We start from the raw sequence: 17,191 nt of genomic DNA on the forward strand, positions 1-17,191 counted from the left end.
CCCGGCGGGGAGAAGAAACCAGCCGCAACGTCTTCACAGGAACCACGCCCAATTCATGATCCCGGCTTTCGGCAAAATATGAGGTACGTACATCATTTTTCGGTTTACCTCGCCCTCAAAGCTGGATATTCAAAGGCGAGGGGAGGAACCATGAAGCCGACAGTTCACGACATCGCCGAGAGGGCGGGCGTCAGCCTCGCCACCATAGACCGGGTGCTGAACATGCGCCCCGGCGTGCATGCGGCCACCCGTGCGCGCGTGGAGGCGGCGATTGCAGAGCTTGGTTATGTGCGCGATATCGCCGCTGCCAATCTGGCCAAGGGCCGCAACTATTCGCTGGTCTTCATCCTGCCCGGCAACGACAATTCCTTCATGGCGACGCTGCGGGCCGAGGTACGGGCCGCAGCCAGCCGCGCCCATCTGGAACGCACGGCAATCCGCATCATCGAGGTGCCGCCCTTCAATGCTGCGGCGCTGACCGAAGCGCTGGAGGTTGCGCGGCGGGAAAAACCGTCGGGCGTCGCTTTCGTCGCCACTGATTCAGAAGATGTGGCCGAAGCGGCAGACCGGCTGGCGGATGACGGCATCGCCAGCGTCACGCTGGTTTCCGATCTGTCCGGCTCGCGGCGCGACCATTATGCCGGTGTGGACAATGTCGCGGCGGGCCGCACGGCGGCGAGCCTCATGGGGCGGTTCCTCTCCGGGCGTGGCGGCGATATCGCCGTTGTTGCCGGCTCCATGCTGGTGCGAGACCATCGTGAGCGTCTGGAAGGTTTTCGCACCGTCATCGAGTCGGAATTTCCGCAATTGCGGCTTCTGCCGGTACTGGAGGGCAAGGATGACCCTGCGGCCGTCGAGGCGCTGGTTGCCGCTGCGCTGGGCAACAACGCGCTATCAGGCATCTACAGTCTCGGCGCCGGCAATCGCGGCCTCATCCGGGCGCTCAGAGCTGCGGGTGGCGAGAGGCCGCTTTCTGTCATCGCCCATGAATTGACGGAAAACACCGCCAATGCACTGCGGGAAGGGGTGCTCGACGCTGTGCTCAACCAGGATGCCGGCCATGAGGTGCGCAGCGCCATCCGCGTGTTGAAGGCGCGCGCCGATGGCCAGTCCGTCATCGCGGCGCAGGAACGTATCCGTATCGACATATTCCTCAGGGACAATCTACCCTGAGAGCGCATTTCCAGGAAAAGTGTCCGCCGGCTTTCCGTCCGGAAACGCGGTGACTCTTAAAACCGCTGAAAGTGGCGCATGGAGCGCCGGAATGGAGAAATACATGTATCTCGGTCTCGATCTTGGAACATCCGGCATCAAAGCCCTGCTGATGGATGGCGATCAGAAGATCATCGGCTCGGCCAACGGCTCGCTGGATGTTTCGCGCCCGCATCACGGCTGGTCGGAACAGAACCCGGCCGACTGGATCGCCGCCGCCCAGACTGCGATCGCCGGGCTGAAGCAGAAGTTTCCGAAGGAGCTTGCCGCCGTCAAGGGCATCGGCCTTTCCGGGCAGATGCATGGCGCGACGCTGATCGATGCGGCCGGCAAGGTGCTGCGTCCCTGCATTCTGTGGAACGATACGCGTTCCTACGCCGAGGCGGCCGCACTCGATGCCGATCCGCGTTTCCGCAAGATCACCGGCAATATCGTTTTCCCCGGCTTCACCGCTCCGAAACTTGCCTGGGTGGCGAAAAACGAACCTGAAATCTTCGCGAAAGTGGCCAAGGTATTGTTGCCGAAGGATTATCTGCGGCTGTGGTTGACCGGCGAATATATCTCCGAAATGTCTGATTCCGCCGGAACCTCCTGGCTCGACACCGGCGCGCGCAAGTGGTCTGCCGAGCTTCTCTCCGCCACCGGGCTGGATGAAAAACACATGCCGTCGCTGGTGGAAGGCACCGATGAGGCGGGCGTTCTGCGGTCTGAACTCGCCTCCGAATGGGGCATTGCGGGCCGGGCCGTGGTTGCCGGTGGTGCTGGCGACAACGCGGCTTCCGCCTGCGGCATGGGCACTGTGAAGGAAGGCCACGCTTTCGTGTCGCTTGGCACCTCCGGCGTGCTGTTTGCCGCCAACGCTTCCTATCTGCCGAAGCCGGAAAGCGCCGTTCACGCCTTCTGCCATGCGCTGCCCAACACCTGGCACCAGATGGGCGTCATCCTGTCCGCCACCGATGCGCTCAACTGGTATTCGCGCCTCACCGGCAAGTCCGCCGCCGACCTGACGGGCGAACTGGGCGAGACGCTTCTGGCCCCGACCGGCGTGACCTTCGCGCCCTATCTTTCCGGTGAGCGCACGCCGCATAATGACGCCGCCATTCGCGGCTCCTTCATCGGCCTTTCCCATGAAAGCGACCGCAAGGCGCTGACCCAGGCGGTGCTGGAAGGGGTTACCTTCGCCATCCGCGACAATCTCGAAGCGCTGAAATCGGCCGGCACCACCATTTCCCGCGTCACCGCCATCGGCGGCGGCTCACGCTCGGCCTATTGGCTGGCCTCGATCGCCACATCGCTCGGTGTGCCCGTGGATATTCCGGCGGAGGGCGATTTCGGCGCTGCCTTTGGTGCCGCGCGTCTTGGTCTGATTGCGGCAACCGGGGCCAATCCGGTCGTGGTCTGCACCCAGCCGCAGACGGCGCGGACCATCGAGCCGGTGGCGGCGCTTGGCGGCGCCTATGAGGAGGCTTACCGGCGGTATCACTCGCTTTACCCGGCTATTCGGTCGCTCTCGCATTGAGACACGGAGTGTGCGGCTTCACCCCCTCTACCCTGCCGGGCATCTCCCCCACAAGGGGGGAGATCAGCAAGATGCTACCTCTCGCTCCATCCGCAGCCTCGCGTGAGTACGGGACGCGGCGGCAAGTCGATCTCCCCCCTTGTGGGGGAGATGTCCGGCAGGACAGAGGGGGGTAGGCCACGCGCAATGGCCTTGAAATTTTCGAACACCATCTAAACCAACCAAGGAGGATCCCCATGAGCACAGGTTTTTTCGGCGACATAACCAAGATAAAATATGAAGGCCCCGACAGCACCAATCCGCTGGCGTTTCGCCACTACAATCCCGATGAGATTGTCGCGGGCAAGCGCATGGAGGATCATCTTCGTTTCGCGGTGGCCTACTGGCATACCTTCACCTGGCCGGGCGGCGATCCCTTCGGCGGGCAGACGTTTCAGCGTCCCTGGTTCGAAGACACCATGCAGGCCGCCAAGCTGAAGGCCGATGTCGCTTTCGAATTTTTCTCGCTGCTCGGTTCGCCGTTTTATTGCTTCCACGACGCGGATGTGCGCCCGGAAGGCAAAAACTTCGCTGAAAACACGAAGAACCTTAACGAGATCGTTGATTATTTTGCCGAAAAGCAGGCTCAGACCGGCGTGAAGCTTCTCTGGGGAACGGCGAACCTCTTCTCCAACCGCCGTTTCATGTCGGGTGCCGCCACCAATCCGGACCCGGATGTTTTCGCTTTCTCGGCCGCCACGGTGAAAACCTGCCTCGACGCCACCAAGAAGCTTGGCGGCGCGAATTATGTTCTGTGGGGCGGCCGTGAGGGTTACGAAACCCTGCTCAACACCGATCTTTCCCGCGAGCTGGACCAGATGGGCCGTTTCCTCAATCTGGTGGTGGAATATAAATACAAGATCGGTTTCGAAGGCACGATCCTGATCGAGCCGAAGCCGCAGGAGCCGACCAAGCACCAGTATGACTATGACGTCGCCACCGTTTATGCCTTCCTGCAGAAGAACGGCCTCGAAAAGGAAGTGAAGCTCAATATCGAGCAGGGCCATGCCATCCTTGCCGGCCACTCCTTCGAGCATGAACTGGCCCTCGCCAATGCCTTCGGCATTTTCGGCTCCATCGACATGAACCGCAACGATTACCAGTCCGGCTGGGATACCGACCAGTTCCCCAACAATGTGCCGGAAATGGCGCTTGCCTATTACCACGTGCTGGCCGGTGGCGGCTTCAAGAATGGCGGCACCAATTTCGATGCCAAGCTGCGCCGCCAGTCGCTCGATCCGCAGGACCTGCTGATCGGCCATATCGGCGGCATGGATTGCTGCGCCCGCGGCCTGAAGGCGGCGGCGAAAATGGTCGAGGACGGCGCGCTGTCCAAGCCGCTTGCGGAACGTTACGCCGGGTGGGACGCCCCCGAGGCCCAGAAGATGCTGCGCGGCGAGCTGAAGCTCGAAGAGATCGCGGCACTGGTGGAGCGCGAGGATATCAATCCCGAGCCGAAATCCGGTCGTCAGGAATATCTGGAGAACGTGGTCAACCGTTACGTTTGACCGGGTCCTTGTTTCCAAAAAGAAGGCGGGGGAGCATCTCCCGCTTTCGTCGTTTCGGTTTGACGATCCCCGTCACGGCACACGCGACGTCATCCTCGGGCTCGACCCGAGGATCCATGGTGTGCCGAGTTGTGGATCCTCGGGTCAAGCCCGAGGATGACGTCGAGGCCGAGGGTCAAGTTGAGCCTCATCTCTGTCAGGCGCGGACAGTCTCGCTCAGCACATCCTTCCTCTCCAGTCACTTGCCGCAAAACATCTCCCCTTCCATCCCCACCCGCCCATTCCGTCGCATCATTCCCCTGCAACCGGAACGGAAGGGCGATACGCGCGGCGCCTTTTGCGGACCGGCGGCCGGCATCGACAAGCATGGTTCTGGCAGACCATGTTCCGGAAAGGCATCCCGCCGGGCCAGAGGCGGGCGGGGCTGAACCGGTAGGTGCCGTGAAAAGGCTGTAACCAAAGGGCCGGCGACGGTCCAAAGATGCGGCCCGGCAATTGCACGACTTTCACCACACTGACTTGCACCCGCATTTGCCGGGCCATTTCCCTTCTGCCGCCACGGCGGCGCCGTTGTGGCGCCCGTGCATCTAAAGCGCTTTGGATTGACGGCGACGCGCTGCTGAAACGTTGCAGATTTTGCTCATTCGCTTCTGTACCTATTTCCCCACATGGTCTAAACCGCTGCTGATCTTTTCCCGCTCGATGGATGATGAAAGGGCCTCTCCGATGACCGATCCCAAAGCGCTAGCAGCCCGTTTCCCCGGTGATTTCCTGTTCGGAGTCGCAACTGCCTCCTTTCAGATCGAAGGCTCGACCAGGGCAGACGGTCGCAAGCCCTCGATCTGGGATGCCTTCTGCAACATGCCGGGTCACGTCTTCGAGCGGCACAATGGCGATATAGCCTGCGATCACTATAATCGCTGGGAGCAGGATCTCGATCTCATCAAGGACATGGGCGTCGAGGCCTATCGTTTTTCCATCGCCTGGCCGCGCATCATTCCGGATGGCTTCGGCCCGATCAACGAGAAGGGGCTGGATTTTTACGACCGCCTCGTCGATGGCTGCAAGGCGCGCGGTATCAAGACCTATGCGACACTTTACCATTGGGACCTGCCGCTGACGCTGATGGGCGATGGCGGCTGGGCCTCGCGTTCCACCGCGCACGCCTTCCAGCGATACGCTAAGACCGTGATGGCCCGTCTGGGCGACCGGCTGGATGCGGTGGCGACCTTCAACGAGCCCTGGTGCGCGGTCTGGCTCAGCCATCTCTATGGCATTCACGCGCCGGGCGAGCGCAACATGGAGGCAGCCCTTGCCGCCATGCATCACATCAATCTCGCCCATGGTTTCGGTGTCGAGGCATCCCGCCATGTGGCGCCAAAGGTGCCGGTGGGGCTGGTGCTCAACGCCCATTCCGTCATTCCCGCCTCCGACAGCGAGGCCGATCTCAAGGCCGCTGAGCGGGCATTCCAGTTCCACAATGGCGCCTTCTTCGATCCGGTCTTCAAGGGTGAATATCCGGCCGAGATGATGGAAGCGCTGGGTGGCCGCATGCCGGTGGTGGAGGCGGAAGACCTTTCCATCATCAGCCAGAAGCTCGACTGGTGGGGCCTGAATTATTATACGCCGATGCGCGTCGCCGACGACGCTACCGAAGGTGCGGAATTCCCTGCCACCACACCGGCCCCCGCTATCAGCGACGTGAAGACCGATATCGGATGGGAGGTCTATGCCCCGGCGCTCAAGTCGCTGGTGGAAGACCTCTACAAGCGCTATGAGCTGCCGGATTGCTACATCACCGAAAACGGCGCCTGCTATAATATGGGTGTCGAAAATGGCGTGGTGGATGACCAGCCGCGGCTGGATTATTATGCCGAACACCTCGGCATCGTCGCCGATCTGGTGAAGGACGGCTACCCGATGCGCGGTTATTTCGCCTGGAGCCTGATGGACAATTTCGAATGGGCCGAGGGATATCGCATGCGCTTCGGCCTCGTGCATGTGGATTATGATACGCAGGTGCGGACGCTGAAGAACAGCGGCAAATGGTACAGCGCCTTGGCGTCCAGTTTCCCCAAGGGCAATCACGGTTTGGCGAAGGTATAAACCGACCAATGGCATGATCGCGTGAAAGCACCGATCTCTCGTTCGTCATCCTCGGACTTGATCCGAGGATCCATCAATACGAGCCGATCGTGGATCCTCGGGTCAAGCCCGAGGATGACGGAGAGGCATATTAGAATGTTCTTTCCCCTTATTATCAGTTTTCCAAACTTTTTTATCGGTTACCCCGCGGTGCCTGCTTGCGTCCGCCATCCCGCCTCCTATGTCAGACGGGCTACGAAGGCGTAGCACCCGTTCTGGCATCCAAGGGGCAGGGCGGGTTGGTCCTCCCAGGGAAAACGAACATGCTTATCGAAAAACTCAACTGGCGTTACGCCACCAAGAAAATGGACCCTTCCAAGACTGTTGCGGAAGACAAGGTCGAGCGCATCGTCGAGGCGGCGCGGCTTGCGCCCACGTCCAGCGGTCTGCAGCCGTTCGAAGTGATCGTCGTCACCGATCCGGAAGTGCGCGCAAAGATCCGCGAGATCGCCTGGAACCAGGCGCAGGTTACCGAGGGTTCGCATCTTCTGGTGTTTGCGGCGTGGGATAATTACACCGAAGAGCGCATCAACCACATGTTCGATCTGGTCAATGAGGAACGCGGTATCCGGAATGAGGGATGGGAATCCTATCGCCAGATGCTGCTCTCTTCCTATCCGCAGCGTGACGAACAGGTGAATTTCGAACATGCCGCCCGCCAGGCCTATATTGGTTTCGGCATGGCGGTGGCGCAGGCCGCTTTCGAGGGTGTCGATTCCACCCCGATGGAAGGTTTCGATCCGGCAAAGCTGGATGAAATCCTCGGTCTTCGTGAAAAGGGCCTGCGCTCCGTCACCATCCTGCCGCTCGGATATCGCCAGTCGGAAGGCGACTGGCTGGTGAACCTGAAGAAGGTCCGCCGCCCGATCGAGGAATTTGCGAGCCGCGTGTGATTTCCAAGGCACTCGCAAAGTCTTGACCGCCGCAAGGCCGCAATGACGGCTTTGCGGTAGATTTTTCCTCTGATTTCAGATAATTGAAAAATCATCCCTGTTAAAAGGTGGCGCCTGCGGGCAAGTATGCGCCATCGAAATGCCGATCCCCGGCATCTCTTGAGTGAAAGCCTGACGAAATGACCCGGACAGTCACCCGGAAAATCAGCTGTCATCGAATGTGCCATCCGGCCGCATGAAGAGAGCGGCTGTCTGCCGCAACAGGATTTTTTGAGACCCGATCCGTCACGCGTTTTCCCAGAGTTTTCAATGAGTTTTCAATCCAGCGCGGCATCGCCCGCGACCCCGCCGAAGGCGGTTTCAGAACTGGCGGTCAAGGACCCGATGGTCGCGTTCGAAGGCGTGACCAAGACATTTGGCGGCGCCGATGGCAAGCCGGGCTTCGCAGCCCTTGCCGGCATCGACTATGTTGTGCCGAAGGGCTCCATTACCGGCATCATCGGCCGTTCCGGTGCGGGTAAATCCACCCTTATCCGCCTTGCTAACGGCCTTGAAAAACCCTCCTCCGGCCGCGTCATCGTCGATGGCGTCGATGTTGCAGCCCTTGATGAGAAGAGCCTGCGGACGCTGCGCCGTTCCGTCGGCATGATCTTCCAGCATTTCAATCTCCTGTCGTCGCGCACCGCTTTCGACAATGTGGCGCTGCCGCTCGAAATCGCCGGTCTCGGCAAGAGGGAGATAGAAACCAGGGTTGCACCGCTGCTCGATCTCGTCGGCCTTTCCGACAAGGCCAAGCGTTATCCGGCGGAACTTTCCGGTGGTCAGAAGCAGCGTGTCGGCATCGCCCGCGCGCTTGCCACGCAACCCAAGCTGCTCCTGTCCGACGAGGCGACGTCGGCGCTCGACCCGGAGACGACCCAGTCCATCCTCGAGCTTCTGAAGCGCATCAATGCCGAACTGGGGCTCACCGTTCTGCTCATCACCCACGAGATGGAGGTGGTGAAGACTATCGCCTCGCAGGTGGCGGTCATCGACAGGGGCCTGATCGTCGAGCAAGGCCGTACCTTCGACATCTTCACCGCACCGAAACACGAGACGACCCGCAGCCTGCTGTCGTCCTCGGTCGGCGTGAAGCTGCCGCATTGGGTGACTTCGGGCTTAAAGCCGGAAGCTGCGGAAGGCGACCGCGTTCTCGTGCGGCTGGTGTTCTTCGGCGAAACGGCTTTCCAGCCGCTGACCGCCCGGCTTGTGGCCGAGATCGGCCCCGATGTGAACATCCTTGCCGGCACCATCGAGGAAATTTCCGGCGAACCCTTCGGTTCGCTGGTTGTCTCCTATCCGGCCACAGCGGAAATCACCGCCCGCGCCAGCCGCTTTTATACTGAGACCGGTCTTCACACGGAGGTGCTCGGTTATGTCGCCTGATATGATTTTCAACCTTCTATTGAAGGGCCTTCTGCAAACGCTGCACATGGTCGCGGTCGCCGGCATCGTCGGTTCGATCATCGGTGTGCCGATGGGCGTTTTCCTCGCCACCAGCGGCAAGGGCGAACTGTTCCCCGCGCCGATGACGAACCGCATTCTCGGCCTCGTCGTAAACGCGGCGCGCTCCACGCCCTTCATCATTCTGGTGGTGGCGATCATTCCTTTCACCCGTCTCGTGGCCGGCACTTCCATCGGCACCAGCGCCGCCATCGTGCCGCTCACGGTCGCCACCGTGCCCTTCATCGCAAGGCTGGTGGAGGCGGCGATCCGCGAGGTGGACAAGGGCCTGATCGAGGCCGCCCGCGCCATGGGCGCGACACCGTTGCAGATCGTCACGAAAGTCCTGCTGGCCGAAGCCAAGCCCGGCATCACGCTGGCGCTGACACTTACCCTCGTCAGCCTTATCGGTTATTCGGCGATGGTCGGCGCTGTCGGCGGCGGCGGGCTGGGAGACCTCGGCATTCGCTACGGTTACCAGCGTTTCATGCCTGACGTGATGCTGGCCGTGGTTCTGGTGCTCATCGTGCTGGTGCAGCTGGTGCAGAGCGCCGGTGACCGCCTTGCCCGCAGCTTCGACAAGCGGACCCGCAAAAACTGATAAAGCCGTTCAAGAACAACAATCCCAAGAATAACAAACCCAAGGAGACACCCATGAAGAAAATCATCCTCGCGGCTTCGCTCGCCGCTCTCTTCACCGCCGGTCAGGCGCTGGCCGAGACCATCAAGATCGGCGTAACCCCCGCCGAGCACGCGCAGATCATGGAGCAGGTCAAGAAGATCGCGGCGACCAAGGGTCTGGACATCGACATCGTCGAATTCTCCGACTATGTCGTGCCGAACCAGGCGCTGAACGATGGCGAACTTCAGGCCAACTCCTTCCAGCATCAGCCTTACCTCGATAACCAGATCGCCGACCGCAAGTTCGATCTCGTCAGCGTCGGCACCACCATCACCACCCCGATGGGCGTTTATTCGAAGAAGGTGAAGAACCTTGACGAGCTGAAGGACGGCGCGACCGTAGGCATTCCGAACGACCCGACCAATGGCGGCCGTGCGCTGCTGGTTCTCGCTTCCAAGGGCGTGCTCAAGGTCAAGGAAGAAGCCGGCCTGAAGGTGACGCCTGCCGACATCACCGAAAACCCGAAGAACATCCAGATCGTCGAGCTTGATGCTGCCCAGCTGCCGCGCTCGCTTGACGACACCGATGCTTCGGTTATCAACACCAACTATGCGACGGCTGCCGGCCTGAACCCGAAGAAGGACGCGATCGCCATCGAAAGCGAAAAGTCCCCTTACGCCAACATCATCGCCGTCCGCGCGCAGGACAAGGACAAGCCCTGGGTGAAGACGCTGGTGGAATCCTACCACAGCCCGGAAGTGAAGGCCTTCATTCTGGAGAAGTACAACGGCACGGTCATCCCGTCCTGGTAATATTGTCGGTTGCGGCAAAAATGACGACCTCTCCCGGTTACGGGGGAGGTTTTTTGTTTTTGGGCCCGTGTGCAACCACGTTTTCTGAAAACCCCCCATGATTTCGGGGAAGGATTTTTCAGGTTTTTACCCTGACTGTCGTTTTATACCCGTTGTTTTTTGGGGCTGCGTCACAATCCGGTTTAACGGCTTCTGAATGTTTCCTTCGCAAGATGATGCTTTCGAAGGGGATTTTATGCGGATTGCGCCGCGAAACATTGGGGAATACCTGCCGGTCGGGCGTAGAACGGCCGTGGGCGTCGTATTGTCCACATTCGCGCTCGTGCTTCTCATCGTCACCGCGCTCGTCCTGTCCGCCTTGAGCCAGGTCAGGGAAAAGGCGAATTTGCTCGACAACGCCCGTTCGCGCGAGACGACGGCCGGCGCGCTCGTCACCTTCCGTGAACAGCTCGGTGCGACCCTGAACGACTATGCCGCCTGGGACGACGCGGCGGAATATGTGTATGCCCCTGACCGCTTCGACTGGGTGGCCAGTAATTATGGCGACATGACGGTCAACAACGATCTTTTCGATACCGCCGTCGTTCTTGATGAAGACCGCAAGGTCCGTATGGCCTATCAGAACGGCAAGCCGGTTTCGTGGACGCCGGATGTCTATTTCGCAAGGGGCCTGAAGGAAATGATCGAGCGTGTGCAGTCCATGCGCGCCGATATCACCTCTCAGGTTACCGGTTTCGTGAAAACCAGCGATGGCATCGCCGCCGCGGGCGTGGCGCTGGTGCGGCTCAAATCCGGCGCATTGCCGCCGGTCGGGGCCGAGCGGCGCTATCTGATCTTCGCCCGCCATCTCAGGCAGGCGACCGTGGACAAGCTTGCCCGCAACTACGTCATTGACGGGCTGGAGCTGCAATATGGCGATGGGCCTGCCGAAAACCACGTGGACATCGTCAACCCGCTGGGCGATGTGCTTGCGCGGCTCACCTGGCGCTCGCATCTGCCGGGGGACGTCAGTTTTCACGATGCGCGGCCGGTCGTCTTCACCGCGCTCGGCATTGCCGGCACCTTCTTTCTTGTCCTTCTCATCATCGGCTCGGCCACACTTGACCGGCTGAAGGCCGACGAGGCGGCGGCAAGGGAAGAGGCTCTGCGTGATCGCCTGAGCGGGCTCAATAACCGCGCCGGCCTGTTTGCCAAGCTGAACCGCATGGTCGGCAAGGCCCGCCATGACAAGACGGATATCAAGCTGCTCTATCTCGATCTCGACGGTTTCAAGGAGATCAACGATTCCTACGGCCACGCCGCGGGCGACAGGCTGATCAAGGGTGTGGCGGCCGCGCTCAGGGTGCTGATGCCGGAAGGCGCCGTGCTGGCGCGGCTTGGCGGCGACGAATTCGCCATCGCCATTCAGGGCAATGACGTGTGGTCGGAAGGCCGCAAGCTCTGTCAGGCGCTGCTCGAACTTTTCACCGAGCCCTTCAGCATCGGGGAGCGGGTGGCGAGCATCGGTTGCAGTATCGGCACCTCCGTTTCCAGGTCTGGCGATATCAATGGCGAAGAACTGCTGCGCCGCGCCGACATGGCCATGTATCAGGCCAAGGAAAACGGCCGCGGCCGTTACGTGTCCTACGAGCTGAAAATGGATGCGCTGCGCGAGGAAAAGCTGCAGCTTGAGGCGGATCTGCGCCACGCCATTCTGAATGACGAAATAACGGTGGTCTACCAGCCGGTCGTCAGCGCCGCCACGCGCTGCATCACCGGGGTGGAGGCCCTTGCCCGCTGGCAGAGGCCGGGATACGGCTTCGTACCGCCGGATATCTTCATCGCTGCCGCCGAGACGAGCGGCCTTATCGACCGGCTCGGCCTTGTTGTCCTGCACAAGGCCTGCGAGACGGCTGCACAATGGCCCTCGATCAAGCTTTCGGTGAATATCTCACCCGTACAGTTCCGCAATCCTGCCTTCTCCCGTCACGTGGCGGATATTCTCGCGGCCACCCAGACGCCGACCGAGAGGTTGCGGCTGGAGATGACGGAAGGGTATTTCATCCAGCATCCGGAACGGGCAAGTGCCGCGATCGACAAGCTGAAACAGCTTGGCCTGCATATAGCGCTCGATGATTTCGGGGCCGGTTTCGCAAGTGTGGGATATCTGCGCCGCTTCGGTTTCGACCGGATGAAGATCGACCGGTCGCTGATCATGGCCCTTGATAAGGGCGGGCGTTCGCTGGAAATGCTGCAGGCGACGGTGGCGCTGGCGAAATCGCTCGATATTCCGGTCACGGCAGAAGGTGTCGAGACCGAAGAGCAGGCGGCCATCCTGCATCTGTGCGGCTGTGACGAATTGCAGGGTTACCTGTTCTCAAAACCTGTCGCTGCCGAGGTGATTACGGCCATGCTGGACGAGCAGACTGCACCGCTCTTCGCGCTTCGGGCCGGGGCCTGAGCGCCTCCGACGGTTATCAATCCCCAATACGGGTATCGACCACGGAAGACCGAGGAATGTGCCGGAAAATTGCCGGCCGTCGAAGGCAGGCGCGTTGCCGCGCCTGCCCTGTCGGTGATTAGCGGATGTCCTCAGGCAGAACGTCCGAAGGGATGTTCTGGTAGGAAACCGGGCGCATGAAGCGGCGGATCGACATGGTGCCGACCGAGGTTGCGCCGAAGTTGGTCGACGCCGGGTAGGGGCCGCCATGAACCATGGCCTCGGAGACTTCCACGCCGGTCGGGAAACCGTTGGCGAGAACGCGGCCGGCCTTGCGCTCCAGGATCGGCAGCAGCTTGCGGCCGAGTTCGGCGTCGCCGGCATCCAGATGCAGGGTGGCGGTCAGCTGGCCTTCGAAGCTCTTGGCCACTTCCAGCATTTCGTCTGCACTGTCGACCGTCACGATCAGGCCGAGCGGTCCGAAGACCTCTTCGGCGAGTGCGTGGTTCGCCACCCAGTCCTTGCCCGCAACGCGGAACAGGTAAGGCGTTGCGTTACGCAGATCGCAGGCGGTGGTCAGCACGTCGCGCACGCCATTGCCGGCGGCGATACGGTCGCGGCCGTCACGATAGGCAGAAGCGATACCGTCCGTCAGCATGACCTGCGGGCCGACTTCGGAAAGAGCGGCACGCGCGGTTTCCGCAACAGCATCCGCCTGCGAGGCGAGAATGACGGCAATGCCGGGATTGGTGCAGAACTGGCCCGCACCCATGGTGAGCGAGCCTGCCCAGCCCTTGGCAATGGCCTCGCCACGGGCAGCAACGGCTTCCGGCAGCAGGAACATCGGGTTGACGGAACCGAGTTCGCCAAAGAAGGGGATCGGCTCGGGGCGCTGGGCGCAGAGATCGAACAGCGCGCGGCCGCCGGCGAGCGAGCCGGTAAAACCGACCGCCTTGATGCGCGGATGCTGCACGAGCGCGGAGCCGACATCGCGGCGACCGCCCTGGATCAGCGAGAAGACGCCGGGATGCAGATTGTGCTTCTTGACGGCGGCGAGAACCGCTTCGGCGACGATTTCGCCGGTGCCGGGATGGGCGGAATGGCCCTTGACGACGACGGGGCAGCCGGCTGCCAGAGCGGCGGCGGTGTCACCACCGGCTGTCGAGAAGGCGAGCGGGAAGTTGGAGGCGCCGAAGACCGCAACGGGGCCGATCGGACGCTGCATCAGGCGGATATCCGGGCGCGGCAGCGGCTGGCGATCCGGCAGCGCTTCGTCGTGGCGGCGGTCGAGATAGTCGCCCTTGCGGATATGCGAGGCGAAAAGGCGCAGCTGGCCAACGGTGCGGCCGCGTTCCCCCTGCAGGCGTCCTGCGGGCAGGCCGGTTTCGGAGGAGCCGATTTCGGTGATGGCGTCGGCGCGGGCTTCGATCTCGTCGGCGATGGTGTCGAGGAACGCGGCGCGCTCTTCGCGGGTGGTGTAACCATAGCTCCAGAAGGCGTCTTCGGCTGCTTCACAGGCCGCATTCACCAGATCGACGGTGCCGACCGAAAAATCGAAAGCTTCGCCATGTGCAGGTTCGCTGCGGAATTTTGCTTCCGTGGCGACCCATTCTCCTGCAACCAGATGTTTGCCATGCGGCTTGAAACTCATTGTGCTCTTCCCTGAAAATCTGATCCTGTGTGGACAATCCACCCGACACCGTGACATTGCACCGAAAGGCGACAGCGCAAACGCCATCAGCCGCGATCCGCGCCCGGTTGCCCTCTGCCTTAGCCCGTGTGCGGCCTGAGCGAAAGCCGGTTTTTCAACTATCTGACCAAAAAGTGTGATTAATCGGGCGAGGCGTGAAAAAGACGCGCTTCCGTTTACATGCCGCACGCTCTATTGTGACGCCATGATGACAAATAGACTTCCGAAATACGTCGCCTGGTCGGTTTTTCTGCTGATCGTGATCGTTACAGTTTGCCCCATCGGCTTTCGTCCACACACGCTGACGACGGTGGGCATAGACCGCGCCGCCGCCTTCGCCTTCTGCTCGGCCGCCTTCGTGCTGGCCTATCCGCGTTATTGGCTCTTGGTCATCGTTGCCGGTGTTGTGGCAGCTTTCGGCATCGAGGCGCTGCAATTCCTGTCCCCCACGCGCCATCCGCATTTGACGGATGCCGTCGTGAAAGCCGCCGGCGCTATCACCGGCGGGCTTGTCGCTTTTTCTTATCTTCAGTTCAGGACGCGGTTGGCTGCAGCTTCTCTCATCCGTCAGTCCGGCTTAAGGTCGGAATGACGGAAACGGACGCGTAAAGGCCCAGGAAACTTCTTTACCTGCCATGCTACTTCCCCGCATGCCGCCACAAAAGGCCGACGATGCGGCTTTCCGTGCTGGCGGATTCGGAAAAGACCTCGTTGGCCAGTTGCAGGCCTTCTGCGCGCAGCGCCTGCTGCCGCTGGATAATGGCGTCGAGAAGCAGGGCCAGCCGTTCGCCATTGCCGAAACGGTCCGGCTCCCGGTCGGCGACGGCGGCAAGGACCGAAAGATCGTGCTCGTGACCGAGTATGTCGACCAACCGCTTGGTATCGGCCCTTTTGGCGCGCATGGCGGAGGGCCAGATGCGGCGCAGGAGACCGAGATGCATCCAGTAGGCTTGCCCGGCCTTGCGCAATTCGTGAAAATGTTCGACGTCGGCATGGTCGTGGCAGTCGGTGAGCGCCTGGCGCGCACGCTTCCGCTGCTTTGACCAGCCGGTTCTCACCAGCCGCGCTGTCTGTTTCAGGTCATCGGACAGCGACAGCGCCTCCAGCCTCTCGCGTGCCTCCTTGCAGCCGGCAATGGCTGCCGAAATGGCGTCGTTCAGACCTGCTTCGTGTTCAATGGCGTAATCGCGGCGTTCGCGCAGCATGGCCGCAATGGAGCGCAGCGCCTCGCCCTGAGCGTCGGAGAGCGCGAAAGGCTCGAGATAATCCGCCGTCTCCACCAGCGCCGTCGCATCGCGAGCGAAGGCAAGCGAGCGGGCAATGTCGCGGAAGCGGGCATTTTCACGATTGCTGAAATCGGGCGCGGCCTTCCTGATCAGGCGATAGAGCGCGCGCAGCCGCTTGAACCGCTTGCGGGCGTCGTGCACCGCTTCGTGCGGGCCGGACGGCTGGTCGCGAAGGATCGTTATCGCATCGTCAATCAGTTCCAGCCCGGCGCGACGAATTTCGTCGTCAAAGGGCTTTTTCGGATCAATTCTGAAAGGCATCCGACAATTCTCCATGCGGATTGTCCATGGCGAGTGACTGGTTGGAAAAGCGACGGTCGCCCGTGACCTCCCTGCCCAGCCAGGACGGCAGATCGGGATCGGCATTTTCGTCGTCCATCTCCACTTCCGCCACAACCAGTCCCTGATACCGGCCCTCGAAAACATCCACTTCCCAGGTGAAACCGTTGTGATCGACCGTATGACGCGTCTTTTCGATCACCACGCCCGGCGCGCTCGCCATCAGCTCTTCGGCGTCCTTGAGGGGTATGGAATATTCATATTCGTCGCGGACAAGCGCGCTTGCGCCGATCTTGATGGTCAAGGTCGCATCGCGCTGGTCGACGATCCTGACCCGGACCGAGCGGTTTTCCATCGAGGCGACATATGCCTGCCGGAAAGCCATGCTATGCGTGACCTCATTGCGCCATTCACCGCCTGCAACAAGAAACTTCCGTTCAATTTCCTTGGCCATGCTGTCTCCGCGAACTGGGGAGCCAGATTATCGCAAGAGGGCTCCATGAAGAAGCGAATTGATTGAAGTATCTGGATAAAAAATGGCCATGCCATGCCTCGACATGAAAGCCGGGGCAGGCTAATCGGTAAACGGGATTTAAATCGTTTCAATCGCGCAAGGGAGGCTCATCTTGGCCCAGGACTCCGAAAAACTTCTCTCCATCCTCAAACTCCAGCCGGTCGTGCCGGTGCTGATCGTGGATGACGCCGCTTCCGCCGTGCCGCTCGCACGCGCTTTGGTCGCAGGTGGCCTGAAGGCAATCGAGATCACCATGCGCACGCCGGCGGCGCTCGATGCCATCCGCGCGGTTGCAGCGGAAGTGGAAGGCGCCAATGTCGGCGCCGGCACCATTCTCAATGCCCGGGATTTCGAAGCGGCGGCGGAAGCCGGCTCCACCTTCATCGTCAGCCCCGGCATCAATAAAAGCGTGCTGGAAGCCGCGCGCGGTTCCAAAGTGCCGCTGCTTCCGGGTGCGGCCACCGCCAGTGAAGTCATGGCGCTGCGCGACGAGGGTTACAAGGTGCTGAAGTTCTTCCCGGCCGAACAGGCCGGCGGTGCACCTTATCTCAAGGCGCTGTCCTCGCCGCTCGCCGGCACCGTCTTCTGCCCGACCGGCAGCGTGTCGCTCAAGAACGCCAATGATTATCTCTCCCTGCCGAACGTCGTCTGCGTCGGCGGCTCCTGGGTCGCCCCGCGCGAACTGGTGGCGACGGGTGACTGGGCGGGCATCACCAAGCTTGCTGCCGAAGCAGCCGCACTGCGCGGCTGATTTGCATCCTGTCAAACCCG

14 protein-coding genes are annotated in these 17,191 nt (G+C 61.3%); 11 read left to right on the forward strand and 3 right to left on the reverse strand.

The genetic code is table 11. From position 1 onward, the window contains the following. Window positions 1-150 precede the first annotated feature (150 nt). From AGR13A_RS23085 to AGR13A_RS23130, 9 genes are all read left to right on the forward strand, one after another. On the forward strand, window positions 151-1,173 hold the full coding sequence (locus AGR13A_RS23085) for a LacI family DNA-binding transcriptional regulator (protein WP_003499115.1): 1,023 nt from the start codon (window positions 151-153) through the stop codon (window positions 1,171-1,173). Window positions 1,174-1,276: 103 nt separating this feature from the next. Then, entirely contained in the window at window positions 1,277-2,731 is a 1,455-nt protein-coding gene (gene xylB, locus AGR13A_RS23090; RefSeq protein ID WP_080839815.1) for a xylulokinase, read from the forward strand. 236 nt (window positions 2,732-2,967) lie between these two features. Then, window positions 2,968-4,278 carry a xylose isomerase gene (xylA, locus tag AGR13A_RS23095; protein WP_080839817.1) on the forward strand — a complete coding sequence of 437 codons (1,311 nt, stop codon included), beginning with the start codon at window positions 2,968-2,970 and terminating at the stop codon, window positions 4,276-4,278. A gap of 726 nt (window positions 4,279-5,004) precedes the next feature. Then, entirely contained in the window at window positions 5,005-6,384 is a 1,380-nt protein-coding gene (locus tag AGR13A_RS23105; RefSeq protein ID WP_080839821.1) for a GH1 family beta-glucosidase, read from the forward strand. Between the two features lie 302 nt (window positions 6,385-6,686). Next, on the forward strand, window positions 6,687-7,316 hold the full coding sequence (locus AGR13A_RS23110) for an NAD(P)H-dependent oxidoreductase (protein ID WP_035226069.1): 630 nt from the start codon (window positions 6,687-6,689) through the stop codon (window positions 7,314-7,316). A gap of 309 nt (window positions 7,317-7,625) precedes the next feature. Continuing rightward, window positions 7,626-8,741 carry a methionine ABC transporter ATP-binding protein gene (locus tag AGR13A_RS23115; RefSeq protein WP_208612416.1) on the forward strand — a complete coding sequence of 372 codons (1,116 nt, stop codon included), beginning with the start codon at window positions 7,626-7,628 and terminating at the stop codon, window positions 8,739-8,741. After that, on the forward strand, window positions 8,731-9,399 hold the full coding sequence (locus AGR13A_RS23120; protein ID WP_035226075.1) for a methionine ABC transporter permease: 669 nt from the start codon (window positions 8,731-8,733) through the stop codon (window positions 9,397-9,399). Before AGR13A_RS23115 ends, AGR13A_RS23120 begins: the two co-directional genes overlap by 11 nt. 53 nt (window positions 9,400-9,452) lie before the next feature. Continuing rightward, window positions 9,453-10,232: a MetQ/NlpA family ABC transporter substrate-binding protein gene (locus tag AGR13A_RS23125; protein ID WP_003499132.1), complete on the forward strand. Its 780-nt coding sequence runs from the start codon at window positions 9,453-9,455 to the stop codon at window positions 10,230-10,232. 196 nt (window positions 10,233-10,428) lie between these two features. Beyond that, window positions 10,429-12,672, forward strand: a complete 2,244-nt coding sequence (locus AGR13A_RS23130; protein ID WP_035226078.1) for a putative bifunctional diguanylate cyclase/phosphodiesterase — start codon at window positions 10,429-10,431, stop codon at window positions 12,670-12,672. A 118-nt stretch (window positions 12,673-12,790) separates the two neighbouring features. Here the strand turns inward: AGR13A_RS23130 and AGR13A_RS23135 are convergent, their stop codons facing one another. Further along, window positions 12,791-14,302, reverse strand: coding sequence for an aldehyde dehydrogenase (NADP(+)) (locus tag AGR13A_RS23135; RefSeq protein WP_080839823.1), 1,512 nt, complete (start codon window positions 14,300-14,302; stop codon window positions 12,791-12,793). A 244-nt stretch (window positions 14,303-14,546) separates the two neighbouring features. Here AGR13A_RS23135 and AGR13A_RS23140 point away from each other — a divergent pair, with 244 nt between their 5' ends. Further along, window positions 14,547-14,933, forward strand: coding sequence for an antibiotic resistance protein VanZ (locus AGR13A_RS23140; protein ID WP_167377619.1), 387 nt, complete (start codon window positions 14,547-14,549; stop codon window positions 14,931-14,933). A 46-nt stretch (window positions 14,934-14,979) separates the two neighbouring features. Here the strand turns inward: AGR13A_RS23140 and AGR13A_RS23145 are convergent, their stop codons facing one another. Beyond that, window positions 14,980-15,888, reverse strand: coding sequence for a CHAD domain-containing protein (locus AGR13A_RS23145; RefSeq protein ID WP_080839827.1), 909 nt, complete (start codon window positions 15,886-15,888; stop codon window positions 14,980-14,982). Then, complete coding sequence (locus AGR13A_RS23150) at window positions 15,872-16,360, reverse strand: CYTH domain-containing protein (protein ID WP_035226088.1); 489 nt, start codon at window positions 16,358-16,360, stop codon at window positions 15,872-15,874. The genes AGR13A_RS23145 and AGR13A_RS23150 overlap by 17 nt, the downstream gene beginning before the upstream one ends. 172 nt (window positions 16,361-16,532) lie before the next feature. On the opposite strand from AGR13A_RS23150, the gene AGR13A_RS23155 reads away from it, so the two are divergent. Then, a complete protein-coding gene (locus AGR13A_RS23155; protein WP_035226090.1) occupies window positions 16,533-17,171 on the forward strand; it encodes a 2-dehydro-3-deoxy-phosphogluconate aldolase in 639 nt (212 codons plus the stop codon). Window positions 17,172-17,191 lie beyond the last annotated feature (20 nt).

The organism is Agrobacterium genomosp. 13 str. CFBP 6927, from assembly GCA_900012615.1.
Taxonomy (GTDB): domain Bacteria; phylum Pseudomonadota; class Alphaproteobacteria; order Rhizobiales; family Rhizobiaceae; genus Agrobacterium.